Annotated in this window: 15 protein-coding genes; 10 read left to right on the forward strand and 5 right to left on the reverse strand. The window is 42.5% G+C overall.

Annotation, left to right across the window (positions count from 1 at the left end; genetic code table 11):
• The first annotated feature begins 10 nt into the window (after positions 1-10).
• The 8 genes from LVD17_RS19355 to LVD17_RS19390 all read left to right on the forward strand — a co-directional run bounded on the left by LVD17_RS19355 (position 11) and on the right by LVD17_RS19390 (position 7,865).
• A complete protein-coding gene (locus tag LVD17_RS19355; RefSeq protein ID WP_233760660.1) occupies positions 11-301 on the forward strand; it encodes a hypothetical protein in 291 nt (96 codons plus the stop codon).
• Positions 302-735: 434 nt separating this feature from the next.
• Complete coding sequence (locus LVD17_RS19360; RefSeq protein ID WP_233760661.1) at positions 736-1,491, forward strand: hypothetical protein; 756 nt, start codon at positions 736-738, stop codon at positions 1,489-1,491.
• 463 nt (positions 1,492-1,954) lie between these two features.
• A complete protein-coding gene (gene ccoN / locus LVD17_RS19365; protein WP_233760662.1) occupies positions 1,955-4,105 on the forward strand; it encodes a cytochrome-c oxidase, cbb3-type subunit I in 2,151 nt (716 codons plus the stop codon).
• A 4-nt stretch (positions 4,106-4,109) separates the two neighbouring features.
• Positions 4,110-4,307 carry a cytochrome C oxidase Cbb3 gene (locus tag LVD17_RS19370; RefSeq protein ID WP_233760663.1) on the forward strand — a complete coding sequence of 66 codons (198 nt, stop codon included), beginning with the start codon at positions 4,110-4,112 and terminating at the stop codon, positions 4,305-4,307.
• Positions 4,304-5,242, forward strand: coding sequence for a cbb3-type cytochrome c oxidase N-terminal domain-containing protein (locus tag LVD17_RS19375; protein WP_233760664.1), 939 nt, complete (start codon positions 4,304-4,306; stop codon positions 5,240-5,242). Before LVD17_RS19370 ends, LVD17_RS19375 begins: the two co-directional genes overlap by 4 nt.
• A 19-nt stretch (positions 5,243-5,261) precedes the next feature.
• A complete protein-coding gene (gene ccoG, locus LVD17_RS19380) occupies positions 5,262-6,692 on the forward strand; it encodes a cytochrome c oxidase accessory protein CcoG (protein WP_233760665.1) in 1,431 nt (476 codons plus the stop codon).
• A gap of 34 nt (positions 6,693-6,726) precedes the next feature.
• The gene (locus tag LVD17_RS19385; protein WP_233760666.1) at positions 6,727-7,161 is read left to right on the forward strand and encodes a FixH family protein; all 435 of its coding nucleotides are present in this window, start codon (positions 6,727-6,729) and stop codon (positions 7,159-7,161) included.
• A gap of 2 nt (positions 7,162-7,163) precedes the next feature.
• A complete protein-coding gene (locus LVD17_RS19390; protein WP_233760667.1) occupies positions 7,164-7,865 on the forward strand; it encodes a sulfite exporter TauE/SafE family protein in 702 nt (233 codons plus the stop codon).
• A 90-nt stretch (positions 7,866-7,955) separates the two neighbouring features.
• Here the strand turns inward: LVD17_RS19390 and LVD17_RS19395 are convergent, their stop codons facing one another.
• The gene (locus LVD17_RS19395; protein ID WP_233760668.1) at positions 7,956-8,606 is read right to left on the reverse strand and encodes a porin family protein; all 651 of its coding nucleotides are present in this window, start codon (positions 8,604-8,606) and stop codon (positions 7,956-7,958) included.
• 14 nt (positions 8,607-8,620) lie between these two features.
• Positions 8,621-10,030, reverse strand: coding sequence for a caspase family protein (locus LVD17_RS19400; RefSeq protein WP_233760669.1), 1,410 nt, complete (start codon positions 10,028-10,030; stop codon positions 8,621-8,623).
• A 318-nt stretch (positions 10,031-10,348) separates the two neighbouring features.
• Here LVD17_RS19400 and LVD17_RS19405 point away from each other — a divergent pair, with 318 nt between their 5' ends.
• A complete protein-coding gene (locus LVD17_RS19405) occupies positions 10,349-11,632 on the forward strand; it encodes an acetyl-CoA hydrolase/transferase family protein (protein ID WP_233760670.1) in 1,284 nt (427 codons plus the stop codon).
• Positions 11,633-11,694: 62 nt separating this feature from the next.
• Here the strand turns inward: LVD17_RS19405 and LVD17_RS19410 are convergent, their stop codons facing one another.
• From LVD17_RS19410 to LVD17_RS19420, 3 genes are all read right to left on the reverse strand, one after another.
• Positions 11,695-12,768 carry a response regulator gene (locus tag LVD17_RS19410; protein WP_233760671.1) on the reverse strand — a complete coding sequence of 358 codons (1,074 nt, stop codon included), beginning with the start codon at positions 12,766-12,768 and terminating at the stop codon, positions 11,695-11,697.
• Between the two features lie 37 nt (positions 12,769-12,805).
• Positions 12,806-13,483, reverse strand: a complete 678-nt coding sequence (locus LVD17_RS19415; protein ID WP_255702485.1) for a sensor histidine kinase — start codon at positions 13,481-13,483, stop codon at positions 12,806-12,808.
• Between the two features lie 184 nt (positions 13,484-13,667).
• On the reverse strand, positions 13,668-14,069 hold the full coding sequence (locus LVD17_RS19420; protein ID WP_233760673.1) for a PAS domain S-box protein: 402 nt from the start codon (positions 14,067-14,069) through the stop codon (positions 13,668-13,670).
• A 147-nt stretch (positions 14,070-14,216) separates the two neighbouring features.
• Between LVD17_RS19420 and LVD17_RS19425 the strand changes: the two genes are divergently transcribed.
• Positions 14,217-14,678 (forward strand): universal stress protein, encoded by a 462-nt coding sequence (locus LVD17_RS19425; RefSeq protein ID WP_233760674.1) that lies wholly within the window; start codon positions 14,217-14,219, stop codon positions 14,676-14,678.
• Positions 14,679-14,869 lie beyond the last annotated feature (191 nt).

Consider the following 14,869-nt stretch of genomic DNA (forward strand, 5'->3'; position numbering starts at 1 on the left):
AAATATAAAAATGAATAAAGTGTATTCTCATTATGAAATTGTCAGGAAAATCATTCTTCACGATCTTGAAACCTGGGCTCCCAATAAGCCACTGCTGGACGGTATCTGCGAATCATGGGCAGGTAATCCGTTGGTTTATGACAGGTCTCTGATAAGCTATAAGGGGAGTGAGCCGGTGTACGAGATATGGAAAAAAGAATTCTTTTTACATGCATTTGTATATGCCCATTTATATAAGAATGGCTATACCGGTCAAACAATAGCCCAGTCTTACCTTGGGTTTAAGGAATTCAGCCCCTGACAGGAATAATAATGATGATTTCAATGAACAAATATTGGGTTAAGAGTAAAGCAGGCTGACTTAATCAAATTAAGTTTAAAGCAAGCTCAACTAAATAACTCCTATTGACTAAATATAGTTAAAATAAATTACAGCAATCGCTCTTTATTACTATTTTTTATTAAATTTAGTAATAGTTTTTATGTAATAAATTAGGTGCTTCCTGTTGAAAATATACGGGCTTACGGGGTTGATTATCAGTTCATAAGGTGCTTGGCTGGACTGTAATACGCCCAGGGATTTGGTTAAATATCATGTAAGAAATATGGAGATTTTTAATGAGATGATGTGACTGACGGGAAGCTGCTTTGAGTATGGTGAATGAGGAATTGTCTATATGTAATAAAATATAATTAAAAAGTTAAATTTTAAAGATAAATTAAACCATCAATATTATGAGTAAACAATCGACAATCCTAAGCCTGACTACAGCCAATTCGGTGAGAACTATTACTACTAAAGGTGTAAGTAAGGAAATAGAGGAAAACATCAGAGATGTAAGCATCAGTGCAAATGGCACCATATGGGCGGTGACTATAGATCCATTGGCTTCTGAGAAAGAAGCAGGTGGAGGCGGAGTGGTGAAATATAAAGAACCTAAAGGAAAGAAATGGATCACTGTAGAATCTGGCGGAGCAACGAAGATCGACGGCGGGCCAAGTGGTTCCAAAGCATATATCATTAATAACAAAGGGGAAGTATGGCAGTTGGAGATCAAAAAAGAGCCCAAACAACTTGCCGGAGCAGGATTTGCCAGGGAAATCAGCGCAGGTGCTGATGGCACAGTATGGGTGATTAGCAATGAGCCTGTACACGGTGGTGGTATAGTACAATACCTTGACAATGACCATTGGATAAAAGTGCCCGGAGAAATAGGGGGAAACAAAATTACAGGTACGCCTGATGGCAAGGCTTTGATTGTGAATGTTAATGGTATGATCGCTAAAATAACCAAAGAAGGAGGCTTCGAGCAGATGACCGGCGATGGCTTTGCCAAAGAAGTAAGCGTAGCCCCGGATGGATCCATCTGGATCATTAGTAATGAGCCCTCTCAGGATGGAGGCAACAAAGTTTCTTACCAGCCCGCAGAAGGTGGAGCATGGCAGGATATTGAAGGTGGCGCGGTTATACTTGATGCAGGATTTGCGTGAGATAATAGGACAGGACAACTTTAATAAACAAAACCGTCTCCAGTTTTATCTGAGGCGGTTTTTTATATTGTTTACAGTTTTGCCGTTCATAGTTCTCCGTTAAATTCAGGCCATCAATCATCACACCGGTCATGTTGAGTTTGCGAAGTATCTGGCTCTGTTGTTAGCACGAGTTAAGCAGTGAGCAGAGCAGGTCCTTCCATATCGTCAGGATAACTTATATGGGGGATATGACCGCTCAAATTCCACTTCTCAACTACTCAATACTCAAAATCTAAATACTAAAACACTGATCAGTTTTTACAGACAACCGACCGACAAGCAAATCCCCAAATCTCACCTCTAAATACCAGCACATAATATCCTGATATAAATCAGTTTTCTCTCTAATTCTCATCATGTTGCACAGGAGAAGCTATAAGTACTTTCGTGTCTGACAATTAATTTAATAACCAGGTAACTTATGGAACTCGAAAAATTCAGCTATGACAATAAGATCGTAAAGTATTTTATAGTAGCCACAGTTATTTTCGGAGTGGTTGGTATGTTGGTGGGACTAACGGCAGCCATTCAACTTTTTTATCCCGTTTTTAATTTTGACACGGCTTATACAACGTTCGGTCGTATTCGTCCGCTACACACCAACGCGGTTATCTTTGCTTTTGTTGGTAATGCTATCTTTGCCGGCGTGTACTATTCGATGCAGCGCCTGCTAAAAACAAGGATGTATTCGGATACACTGAGCTGGGTCAATTTCTGGGGATGGCAGCTTATCATTGTGGCTGCGGCGATCTCCCTTCCTCTGGGGTATACTACTTCAAAGGAATATGCCGAGTTGGAGTGGCCTATAGATATCGCTATCACACTCATATGGGTAGTATTTGGTATCAACATGATTGGTACCATACTGAAGCGCAGAGAGAAGCATATGTATGTAGCCATCTGGTTTTACATTGCCACTTTTGTGACAGTAGCCGTACTGCACGTTGTCAACTCCTTTGAGCTTCCGGTGGGTTTTATGAAAAGTTATAGCTGGTATGCCGGTGTGCAGGATGCGCTTGTGCAGTGGTGGTACGGGCATAATGCCGTGGCATTCTTCCTGACTACTCCATTCCTGGGTCTGATGTACTACTTCCTGCCTAAAGCTGCCAACAGGCCTGTTTACTCTTATAAGTTATCCATTATACACTTCTGGTCATTAATCTTTATATATATATGGGCGGGGCCTCACCACTTGCTTTATACAGCACTCCCTGACTGGGCACAGTCATTAGGTGTGGTATTTTCCGTTATGCTGATTGCTCCGAGCTGGGGTGGTATGCTTAACGGCCTCCTTACTTTAAGAGGTGCCTGGGATAAAGTACGGGAAGATCCTATTCTTAAATTTATGGTGGTGGCTATTACTGCTTATGGTATGGCTACATTTGAAGGCCCTATGCTTTCGTTGAAAAACGTCAATGCCATAGCCCACTTTACCGACTGGATAGTAGCCCACGTTCACGTTGGTGGTTTAGGCTGGAATGGTTTCCTTACCTTCGGTATGCTTTACTGGATGGTGCCAAGAATGTGGAACACCAGGCTGCACTCTGTTAAGCTGGCCAATATTCACTTCTGGATCGGTACACTGGGTATCATCTTCTATGCGCTGCCATTGTATGTCGCAGGTATTACCCAAAGCTTAATGTGGAAAGAGTTTAATGCTGAAGGTTTCCTTGAGTATAAAAACTTCCTTGAAACCGTAGTTCAGATCTTACCGATGTATATGCTGAGAGCCATTGGTGGTGCTTTATACCTTACCGGTGCTTTCATCATGTCTTACAACCTGGTGAAAACGGCTAAAAGCGGAAGTTTTGTGGCCAATGAGGCTGCCGAAGCGGCTCCGTTGGAAAAACAAGGAAAACATGCTGATGGTCACTGGCACAATGTGCTGGAGAGAAAGCCGGTATTCTTTACCATACTTACTACCGTTGCCATTGTAATCGGTGGTGTTATCGAAATGGTGCCAACTTTCCTTATCAAGAGTAATGTCCCCACTATCAGCAGTGTTAAACCCTATACTCCGCTGGAGCTTCATGGACGCGACCTGTATGTGCGGGAAGGTTGTGTGAGCTGCCACTCTCAGATGATCAGGCCTTTCAGGTCAGAAACTGAGCGTTATGGTGAGTATTCAAAAGCCGGTGAATATGTATATGACCACCCGTTCCTATGGGGGTCAAAGCGTACCGGTCCTGATTTGCACAGAGTTGGGGGTAAATATCCTGACAGCTGGCACTATTATCACATGCTGGACCCCGCAGCAGTTTCGGCCGGTTCGATCATGCCACCTTATCCATGGTTGTTTGAAAATGTGATCGATATGCAGGCTACTGCCGGTAAGATCAGTGCCATGAGAACATTGGGCGTGCCTTATCAAGAAGGTTATGAAGAAATAGCAAATGAGGTGTTGATGGAGCAGGCAGAACTTATAGCCGAAAACCTGAAAGAACAGGATGGTATTGAAGTTATGGCTGAGACGGAGATCGTAGCCTTAATTGCCTATCTGCAGCGATTAGGTACAGATATCACATTGAAGACAGAATCGCAGAATTCCGAATTAGAAGCATCAAACCAATAAGACCATGTTTAAGCATTATTTTGAACAAATACATCAGGTGGAAATCTGGCCTATAATCTCTCTGTCCATTTTCTTCATCTTTTTTTTAGGACTCATCCTTTGGGTTGTAAAGATGGATAAAGACTATGTAAGTAAAATGAAAAACCTGCCGGTAAATGAAGATGGAAGTACATTGTCAACCGTCAAAACAGAAAGATCATGAACAAAATGAGATATTTTAAAGCACTCTGGCTAATCACTCTGATGATGCTGACAGGAAACACCTGGGCGCAATCAGGAGAATTATCGACAACAGGTTCAATCGAGTTTTATATCGTCATGGGCTTTGTCTTTGTTACTGCACTGGTTGTGCTCGCAGTTGCAGTGGTTATTTTACAATTACTCAGGCTTATGGTAAGGTTGCAGGCACGTAAGGAAGCAGAAGCCAGGGGTGAAGTTTATGAAGAAGCTCCAAAAAAGAGCTGGTGGTCAGGATTCCTTACAGAGGCCAATGATGCGGTACCGGTAGAGAAAGAGGCAGCTATCATGCTTGATCACAATTATGACGGCATCCGTGAGCTGGATAACCACCTGCCTCCCTGGTGGAAGTGGTTATTCTATATCACCATTGCCTTTTCAGTGGTGTATATGGCTGTTTACCATGTATTTGGTACTATGCCCTTGCAACTGGAAGAGTACCAGTCAGAAGTAGCACTTGCCGAAGCGGTTGCTACGGCAAGAAAGGCAGATGCCCCTGCCAGTAACATCAATGAAGAGAATGTTCAGCGTGTTACAGACCAGGCCCTTTTGGATAACGGCCGTGAAGTATTTATCAGTAACTGTGCGCCCTGCCATAAAGAAGATGGTGCGGGAGGAATAGGACCAAACCTGACCGATAACTATTGGATACATGGTGGAGATGTAAAGAGCATATTCAAAACGATTAAACAAGGTGTGCCCGAAAAAGGTATGATATCGTGGGAGCCGCTTTTATCGCCTGATGAAATGCAAAATGTGGCTTCATTTATAATGAATCTTGTAGGTACAAATCCTCCAAATGCTAAGGGGCCACAGGGAGAATTATATGAGCCGGAGACCGGAACAGGTGAAGAGCCGGTACCGGCTGATAGTGTCAAAACAGCAGAAGCGAGTTTGTAATAATAAGAGGCTATCTATCATGAGCGAGAGAGGAGATATGGAAGACCTGTATCAGTTTGACCAGGAATTTAAAGACACCATTGCCACTGTTGATGAGAAGGGGAAGCGGGTATGGGTCTATCCTAAGAAGCCATCAGGGAAATTACACAGGCTGCGCATTCTGGTTACTGTGGTGTTATTGGGTATTTTTTTTGCCGGGCCGTTTATTACCATTAGTGGTCGCCCTTTTCTGTTGCTGAACATTTTTGAGCGTAAGTTTGTGATCCTGGGGCAGGCTTTCTGGCCTCAGGATTTCTTCCTGCTTGCACTGTTACTGATCACCTTCTTTGTGTTCATTATTTTATTTACAGTGGTGTTTGGCAGAGTTTGGTGTGGTTGGGCATGTCCGCAAACACTTTTCATGGAGATGGTATTCAGAAAAATAGAGTACTGGATAGAAGGAGACGCCAATCAGCAGCGAAAACTGGATAAAAGCCCCTGGAACTTTGAGAAAATCAGGAAGAGAGCTGTCAAGCATGTCGTTTTTATTGCTACCTCACTCGTAATATCACATACGGTGATGGCCTACCTTATAGGAATAAGGCAGGTGCAGGAGATCGTGAGCCAGCCACCTTCAGCGCATTGGGCGGGGTTTATTGGTCTGATGGCTTTTACCGTAGTTTTTTATTGGGTGTTTTCCTGGTTTAGGGAGCAGGCATGCATAGCCGTTTGTCCATATGGAAGGTTGCAAGGTGTACTGCTCGACAAAAAGTCTATAGCCGTAATGTATGATTGGCTGAGAGGCGAGCCTAGAGGAAAGCTGAAAAAAGGTGATGTGCTGGAAGAAAAGGGAGACTGTATTGACTGTAAACTCTGTGTGCATGCATGTCCAACTGGAATTGATATCCGCAATGGTACACAGTTGGAATGTGTAAATTGTACTGCTTGTATCGATGCCTGCGACGATGTGATGCTAAAGATCAATAAACCAAAAGGATTGATCAGATACTCTTCACATGATGCCATAAAACAGGGAAAGCAAAAGCTTTTTACGCCGAGGGTAGCAGCATATACGATAGTACTCATCTTACTGGTCGGGATTTTTGCATTTTCGCTGGTTACACGATCGGATATTGAAACGACGGTACTCAAAGTGCCGGGGCAGCTCTATCAAAAAACGGAAGATGGGGATATCACCAACCTGTACAATGTTCAATTTGTAAATAAAACTTTTGAAGGCATAACCCTGGAGCTGAAAGTTGAGGATAATCCGAAGGTAATCATCTCAAAAGTAGGTGAGGGAAAAACGCATGTGCCGGCAAACGGTTTGGCCGAAGGAGTATATTTTATAACCATGCCCAAAGGCGAGATTAAATCAGCTAAAACAACCCTAACAATCGGTGTTTACGCTGAAGGAAATCGCATTGATAAAACTACAACGAAATTTTTAGGGCCTGTTACAACAGACTAGAAGTTTCCGCAATCAAACTTTAAAAGAATTCAATATGAACTGGGGAACAAAAATTGTTATGGCTTTTATCCTTTTTGTGGGGTTGATAATTACCATGGTCACCATAAGCCTGCGGCAGGATGTAAGCCTTGTAGCTAAAGATTATTATGTACAGGAAATCGCCTACCAGGACCAGATAGAAAGGATCAGAAACTATCGCGATCTGGGTGAAAACCAGATTAAACTTGAATACAGGAAGCAAACAAGTCAGATCGTTTTAACACTTCCCAAAAACTATGCGGGTAAAGGTCAAATACACTTTTTTCGTCCTTCAGATGCTTCACTGGATGCAAGGTATGTGCTAAGGCCTGACTCGGAAGGGTATCAACATTTTGAGGCCGCAGATTTCAAAAAAGGTCTCTGGAAAGTAAAGATCAGCTGGCATGAAAATGACCGCGAATACTATGAAGAGAAAACACTGGTGATCTGATCATGAATGCCTTGTTCATTACCGGTTTGATGACCGGGCTGGTAGGCAGCCTGCATTGTGCTACTATGTGCGGGCCGCTTGCTATGGCGGTATACTCAAAAAGTCCGTATTCCAGGCAGATTGCCTATAATGCAGGGCGGATAACCACTTACATTATATTCGGTGTGGCCTTTGGCCTGGTGGGGCAGGGGTTGGCCATATTCGGCTCGCAGCAGGTACTCTCTGTTGTAATGGGAGTTGCCATTATTTTACTCACTTTATACCCGCGTTTTCAGCACAAGCTGCTACAGTCGGCGTGGCATACCAAAGTAATTGTACCCATGAGAAAGCTATTGAGTGGTTTGGTTGACGGACAAAAGCTACTTTCCGTATTTTTTATAGGTGTACTGAATGGCCTGCTACCCTGCGGTCTGGTATATATGGGTTTGTCCATGGCCGTAGCTTCCGGCAGTGTGGAAGGTGCCGTATTGGTGATGGCCGGGTTTGGGGTAGGCACCTCGCCGGTTATGCTCGGGCTTATTGGTGCTTTAAGATTCCTTAAAAGCAGACATGTATTTTCCTATCAACATGTTATTACCTCAGTGGCCATTATTATGGGCACTTTGCTTATTCTTCGGGGTATGGCACTAGATATTCCTTATGTCAGTCCGGCTATTACGGCCTTAGGCTGGGATTTGGGAATTACTACCTGCGGTACGCCTTAAAAGATACACGAAAAGGATAACCTTAAATTTTGAATTATATCAGGCTTCCGAAGTTTTGAAATCACCGGAAGCCTGTAGTTTATTTTTTGCTTAGTTGCCGTATAAAGGAAAGCCAACACCAAGCTGGAAAACAGAGTTGTAGCTTTCTTCCTCTCCAATATAATTGGGGTCGTTCTCATCTAATGACTTCGAAATATTGCTCAAACCTGCAGCAAAACGTGCATTGAAGCTTAATCCTGAAGCCATTTCGTAGCCAACTCCAAATAAGAATTTGGTATCAACACCGGTCAAACCCTCTTTTAAATCCTGTTCTGTTAACTCGAACCCCGATCCGCTGAAACCTTCTATTTTTTCGTATGACTGCTTTGCTGATAATAGAAAATCCAGGCTAATACCAGCTTCAGCCGTAAAGCCGGAGGAGGCGTGATACTTGGCAAGTATGGGTAATGATAAATAGTTAAGCTTGTTTTTTGTAAGAATACCAAAATCCTTAAAGTCAATTTTAGCCCCCTGGCCGGAATACATTAGCTCTGCCTGGAAGCCAAAATGCTCAACAATGCTGTAATGAAAAAAAGCACCCAAATGAAAAGATGCCAGTGCAGAAGTTTCTGTTTCTAACACTGCAGTTGTATAATCAATCGACGCAATATTCAAGCCTTCTTTAATACCTATTTTTATCTGGGCGTTTGCGAGCACTACCGACATGCAGAATAGGGCTGCAATGAGTAAAATTCTTTTCATAGTTTTATGATGTGTTATACGGGGTTAAAATAAAAATCTTTTACCAGTGAAGATGTTTCCCATGGGATCTGCTGATTGTTGGATTGGTTCATTACATTGATCCTGACCCTTTTGAACAGATCTTCAACCTTTAGATCTTCTTTATAAATATTTTTTAATATCTCCTGCGTATACAGACCATTGGCCCCAACACCATCTGATGCGGTCTTACCCGGTGCGGTGGCAAAAGCAACAATAGAGCCTGCGGGAGCGTCGGTTCCTGTAAGTCCGGAGCTTATATCGGCCACTCCGCTTGTCACACCTTTAAAAGGGTTGTTCCGGCAGGCGTCAAGTATCAGTACACTGGTCTCCAGTTCCATTAGCTCCATTTTAGTAAGTAAACTGCCCGTATCAATACATTTGGAGGCAATTTCACCTGGCGTTTTAAGGTGTACATCAACGGGTATCAGGTAATTTCTTCCGTCATACTGTATACCGTGGCCGGCATAGTAGAATATGGCTGTTTTATATTTTTCAAGCTTGAGCAAAAAGTTGCCCACGGCTTTTTTCATTTCATCGTGGCTCAGGTTTTCAAACTGCATCACTTCGAAGCCAAGCTTATCCAGGGCTTTGCCCATATCACGGGCATCGTTTTTAGGGTTTGGAAGATGCGTGGCTTCAAAATAGTCCGAATTTCCCACCACCAGGGCCAGTCCGCGATATTCTCTCTTCCTGGCCTGATAGAAGATTGTCCGTTTAAAGCTTGATACGCCATACTTATCCTCTATTTCTATTTGAAGCTCATTTTTGCCCTCCTGAAGCTCTATGTTCCTGATATAGGTGTAGGAACATTTTTTGTCCAGGGCTTTGATGCCTTTTACTTCATCAAAAACCTGGTCATTAAGTATTATGCTGAGATCTACAAGCTCGGCTTCAGATTTCAGGCATAGCTGAAGGGAGAAGGTGCCAATATCAGTTTTTAAATTCTGCTGTGCAGGGCTTATCCATCCCAGAGAAGGCTTTTCACCTTCCTGCTTTTCAAATTCTTTAATTTGCTCACTAAAAAAATCTACATTTTTGGCAACAGGCTTCAGCTTGTCTTCATCATAGTGCTTAACCTTTTGACTATGGTAGTTGCTGGCATCATTAAATGCCTTTTGTCCTTCCTGCTCTGTCAGTGGTACAAAGGAAAGATTGGAACCAAAACCATCTCCATAGCCGGCTTTTATGTAGTATTTCTGACCTTTTACTATACCGAAATTGACACTCTTGGATGTAAATACGGACGCTTTTAGCTTGAAATCAACAGAGCCTTCGCTGCGGATACGGTAAATTATTCTGCTGCCGTTGGATAGCCGGCCTATGGTTTCATCATTGACCTGGATCTGAAATACTATAGCACCCCCCCTGAAATTGCTTGGGTCTGAATATGTGTACTTCTGCATAGTCATCGTCAGGTAAAAAGCCAGTGTGATCTGAGGCTTTATACGAAATGAATGATGAGGCTATGATTAGTAAAAATGCTAATGGGGCAGTCTTATGCATGATCAAGCTCAAACATTAATAAACATTTACTAAAGTAGTAATATCACTGTTTTGATCAAAGACAATTATAACAATTAGGGTATTTGTTTTTTATATTGTTGAAAAAGTGAAGGTGACACTTTTCAGTATTCGCAGTGACAAAGATCATGTTGTACCAACACCACGGCACGTAGCTTTGAGGTAATTATTGCAGAATCAACTAAATCAAGATATAAGTTATGAATAGTTTAAAAATAGTATCTGCTGAAGAAGCAGTGTCAGATATACAATCAGGAAGTCGTGTATTTATCCAGGGGGCAGCCATGACCCCAACCGTACTTGTGGAGGCTCTTTGCAACCGCTATAAGGAACTGGAAAATGTAGAGCTCCTCCATCTGCATACGGAGGGTGAGGCACTTTACACCAATGAGCCTTACCGTCAGTCATTCAAGGTCAATAGTTGCTTTGTTGGAGGTAATGTTCGGGAAGCAGTAAATACAGGAAACGGAGATTATATACCTATATTTCTCAGCGAAGTACATCTCCTGTTCAGGCAGCGTATACTGCCGCTGGACGTAGCTTTTATCCAGGTATCCATGCCCGATAAACATGGCTTTTGTTCTCTGGGCACTTCCATAGATGTGGCCATCCCTGCTATAGAATCGGCAAAAACTGTGATAGCACAGGTCAATCCTATGGTGCCGCGCACACACGGCGACGGCATTATCCATGTGAGCAAGCTACATTGTGCCATTGATGTAAACTTACCCATACACACCTCTGCCATAGCTGAGCCCAATGAGCAGGAAAAGTTGATAGGCAGGCATGTTGCAGGGCTGGTGGAAGACGGAGCTACATTACAGATGGGTATAGGTGCTATTCCTAATGTAGTTTTGGCTAATTTGAAGAACCATAGAAGACTGGGAATTCATACCGAGATGTTTTCAGATGGCATCCTGCCCCTTGTAGAATCGGGTGTAATTACTGGTGAAGAAAAGAAGGTAAAACCTAACAAGATCGTAAGTTGCTTTGCAGTGGGCTCTCAAAAGCTATACAATTTTATGGATGATAACCCCGTCGTACACATGAAAGAAGCCGCCTACACCAATGATACAGCCCTCATCAGGCAAAATCCTAAAGTAACAGCTATTAACAGCGCTATAGAAATAGACCTTACCGGTCAGGTTTGTGCTGATACCATTGGTAAGTATCAGTATTCCGGTGTTGGGGGGCAAATGGATTTCATTAGAGGGGCATCGTTATCGCCGGGAGGAAAGGCGATCATTGCACTGCCTTCGGTAACCTCGAAAGGCATAACCAAAATTGTTCCTTTCCTTAAACAAGGGGCAGGAGTGACTACCACACGAGCCCATGTGCATTATGTGGTAACCGAATACGGTGTAGTAGACCTGTTTGGCAAAAACCTTAAACAAAGGGCACATGCTTTGATATCAGTTGCACACCCTGACCACAGAGAGGAATTGGAAAAGGCCGCTTTTGAAAGGTTTATGGCTAAAGTTTAGTATTCACTTAACTATACACTCCTGACAGGGCTTCGGGCCCCGTCAGGAGTGTATAGTTAAATCTATCTTGCAAAATGCCAGCGCTGTATCTGCTGCAGTTTATCCTTGCGGAGGATCACTATTTTACCTGATCTTGTTTCCACAATCCCCTCTTCCTTTAGATCAGATATTACCCGTATAACAGACTCTGTGGCAGTGCCAACGATGTTAGCCAGATCATCGCGGGATACACTTAACTCAAAGCTTTCGGTATTGTCAGGATTAAATTTCTCACTTACTGTAATTAGTGCCTCAGCGGTACGCTGTCGTACCGAGTTGTAGGCCAGGTTCAGAAGCTTACTTTCCTTCTCTGAAACCTTATTGGACAGCATTTCAATAAATTTTTTGGAAACCTCCCTGTTGGTATAGATCAATTCATAGAATTCCTCGGCAGGAATGAATATAATGTCCGATTTTTCCATGGTTTCAGCACTGTCTGCATGTTCTTTGCTTTCGAGCAGAGCTTCATAGCCAAAGAAGTCACCCGCAGTATAAATACCCGTGATCAGTTCTTTACCATCTTCATTGGTACGAATACTTTTTACCTTTCCGGAAACCACAAAATACATGTAGTAGGCATATTCTCCCTCGCGGTAAATGTCATGCTTCTTCTTATATGGGCGTGGCTTCTTATCTGCATGCAGGTGGGAGAGGTCGTGCAGGTCTTTGGCATCCTTAATGAACTCATTTAACCCTTCGGCATTGCCATTGTAGTTCTTCTTAAGTACCTCAGCTTTCTTAAACCTGATTTCAATGGCATCTAATAGCTCAGTGTCTTCGAAGGGCTTGGTCAGGTAGTCATCAGCACCCAGCTTCATGCCTTTTCTTACATCACTTCTTTCGGCCTTAGCAGTGAGAAATATGAACGGAATACTTGCAGTCTCCTCTTTTCTGGCCAAAATATGTAGTACACCATAACCATCCAGCTCAGGCATCATAATGTCACAGACGATAAGGTCGGGCATTTCATCCAGGGCTTTTTGTACCCCTTCCTTGCCATTTCCTGCCTGAATGGTTTTATATCCATCCAGTTCCAGAATCTCGGCAATATTTTCCCTGATCTCTTTATTATCTTCTATGATCAATATCTTTTTCATATGTGCTAGTTAATATTAGTAATACTTAAGAGCGCTTTTAGGGTTTGTCGTTTGGAAGCCTGATACTGACAGTGGTTCCTTCTCCTGATTTGCTTGTAAAAGAAATACTGCCTTCCAGCATATCTACATATTTTTTAACAATATTCAGCCCCAGCCCGGTACCCTGGATATTCGTAACATTCGTAGCCCTGAAAAACCTTTCAAACATATGCTTTTGTTCCTGTTCAGGTATTCCGATACCTTCATCACATACTTTTAGCAATATTCCATCATTCTTCTCTTCCACCACCAGCTCTACCTTTGACCCAGCTTCAGAATACTTTATGGCATTACTGAGCAGGTTGATCAGGATATTTTTAAATATTTTTTTATCCGAATATAAGCAGTACCTGTTATTATCAAAAATCAGACTGATTTTCTGTCCTTCCTTGGTTATGGCAGACATTTCGTCGATTATATCCAGCAGCATTTCATTCAGGTAAATCTCCTCTTTGTATAGCTCTACTTTACCTTCCTCAAGTTTTGATACAGAAAGGAAATCATTGAGTATGGCAGTCAGGTTGCTGATGGAAGATTTAATTTTGTCAACGTGTTTTTGTCTTTTTTCTTCAGTGCCGGGATCCACATATCTTTCTATGAGTGAGGCAGATGATAATATGGTACTTAGTGGAGTTCTGAACTCATGCGATGCCATTGAGACAAACCTTGATTTCAACTCATTCAGCTCCCGTTCTCTGCTTAGGGCAATTTGGGTTTCTTCCTCAGCTTTCTTTCTGATGATTATCTGTTCCTCAAGTTCTGCATTGGCCTTTTCCAGCTTGCTGATGGTCAGGTCCAGTTCTTTAGTCCGCTGGGTTACCCTTTTTTCCAGCTCGGCAGCATAAACAATTAGTTGCTCTTCACTTCTCTTGAGGGCCTCTTCTATTTTTTTTTCTTTCCGTAATATCTATTACAAAGGCTACCGTATGATCGATGCCGTCTATTTGTGCGCGGTTCAGGCTTATTTCCACAGGAAACTCACTTCCATTTTTCTTGCGGCCGGAAAGATCCCTGCCCTTGCCCATTTGGCGTGGAGACGGATGTTTCTCATAGGTCCTACGATCCTTTACATGCGAGTTTCTTAAGCTTGGAGGTACCAGGTCTTCTACCTTCAGGCCTATCATTTCACCAGGCTGATATCCAAACAGGTTATTGCAAGCCGTATTAGCCATCACTATAGCCCCATCCTTATTCACCACCAATATTCCCTCTTCACAGGCTTCAAATATGGACTTATATGTATCCTGATGTTTTTGTGTCACCCCTAAAAATTTGTTTAATGCTAGTAATTTCTTTCGAAATTAAAAATATGATAAAAATCAGTAATACCCATGACGGGTATTCATGACGAAACAACAGCCAGCTCACTACTTTAGTACAAAAAAAAGAAGATATCTATATCAATAGCTATGTTTAAAAGTATAATTTGCCCGGTTGACTTTTCTGAATCTTCTGCCAATGCCTTGTCATTTGCATTGGATATTGCCCAATCCAACCAAAGCGAATTAGTTGTTTTATATACATACAGGTTGATTTCCGGTAATGATGATAAAGCACACATAAATAAAGTTACATTAAAAAAAGAACAGGAGGAAATAGCAAATAAACGGATAGAAGAGCTAAAAGAGCGCTTTCCGGAATTTGCTAAAATTAAACACTCCTTTCTTACAGAAGTGGGTTTCATTAGTGACCGCCTGACTATGGCGATAGAAAAATATAACGTGGACCTGGTAGTACTAACCGAAAATATTAAGCACAGGTTTAAAGAGAGGTGGGAGGTAAATGATGAAAACGCACTTAATCAGTTTGACTGCCCGGTATTGTTGATACCATCCAAAACAGGTAGTAAAGTGGCTGTGAGTCCCGGGTAAGGAGCAATAATATTCCCGGGCCCGTGCTGTTTAGTAATTTATTAAAGCTTCTGATTCATCGAAACGGAAGGCCATCAGGCAAACCAAAGCAGACAGCAGGGGAGTGCGGACTGAATTTATCAGACATCTGCCTAATGACCTCATGGCGCTTGAGATTATGCTCAAGAAAGGAAGCTTTGAAAGCGATATTG

It is taken from the genome of Fulvivirga ulvae, from assembly GCF_021389975.1.
Classification (GTDB): domain Bacteria; phylum Bacteroidota; class Bacteroidia; order Cytophagales; family Cyclobacteriaceae; genus Fulvivirga; species Fulvivirga ulvae.

Bases quoted from the DNA above. Each gene is read 5' to 3' on its own strand.
- LVD17_RS19405 (WP_233760670.1), top strand. From the start codon at position 10,349: ATGAATAGTTTAAAAATAGTATCTGCTGAAGAAGCAGTGTCAGATATA.
- LVD17_RS19375 (WP_233760664.1), top strand. From the start codon at position 4,304: ATGAACAAAATGAGATATTTTAAAGCACTCTGGCTAATCACTCTGATG.
- LVD17_RS19360 (WP_233760661.1), top strand. From the start codon at position 736: ATGAGTAAACAATCGACAATCCTAAGCCTGACTACAGCCAATTCGGTG.
- ccoN (WP_233760662.1), top strand. From the start codon at position 1,955: ATGGAACTCGAAAAATTCAGCTATGACAATAAGATCGTAAAGTATTTT.
- ccoG (WP_233760665.1), top strand. From the start codon at position 5,262: ATGAGCGAGAGAGGAGATATGGAAGACCTGTATCAGTTTGACCAGGAA.
- LVD17_RS19400 (WP_233760669.1), bottom strand. From the start codon at position 10,030: ATGCAGAAGTACACATATTCAGACCCAAGCAATTTCAGGGGGGGTGCT.
- LVD17_RS19385 (WP_233760666.1), top strand. From the start codon at position 6,727: ATGAACTGGGGAACAAAAATTGTTATGGCTTTTATCCTTTTTGTGGGG.
- LVD17_RS19390 (WP_233760667.1), top strand. From the start codon at position 7,164: ATGAATGCCTTGTTCATTACCGGTTTGATGACCGGGCTGGTAGGCAGC.
- LVD17_RS19355 (WP_233760660.1), top strand. From the start codon at position 11: ATGAATAAAGTGTATTCTCATTATGAAATTGTCAGGAAAATCATTCTT.
- LVD17_RS19395 (WP_233760668.1), bottom strand. From the start codon at position 8,606: ATGAAAAGAATTTTACTCATTGCAGCCCTATTCTGCATGTCGGTAGTG.
- LVD17_RS19370 (WP_233760663.1), top strand. From the start codon at position 4,110: ATGTTTAAGCATTATTTTGAACAAATACATCAGGTGGAAATCTGGCCT.
- LVD17_RS19410 (WP_233760671.1), bottom strand. From the start codon at position 12,768: ATGAAAAAGATATTGATCATAGAAGATAATAAAGAGATCAGGGAAAAT.
- LVD17_RS19425 (WP_233760674.1), top strand. From the start codon at position 14,217: ATGTTTAAAAGTATAATTTGCCCGGTTGACTTTTCTGAATCTTCTGCC.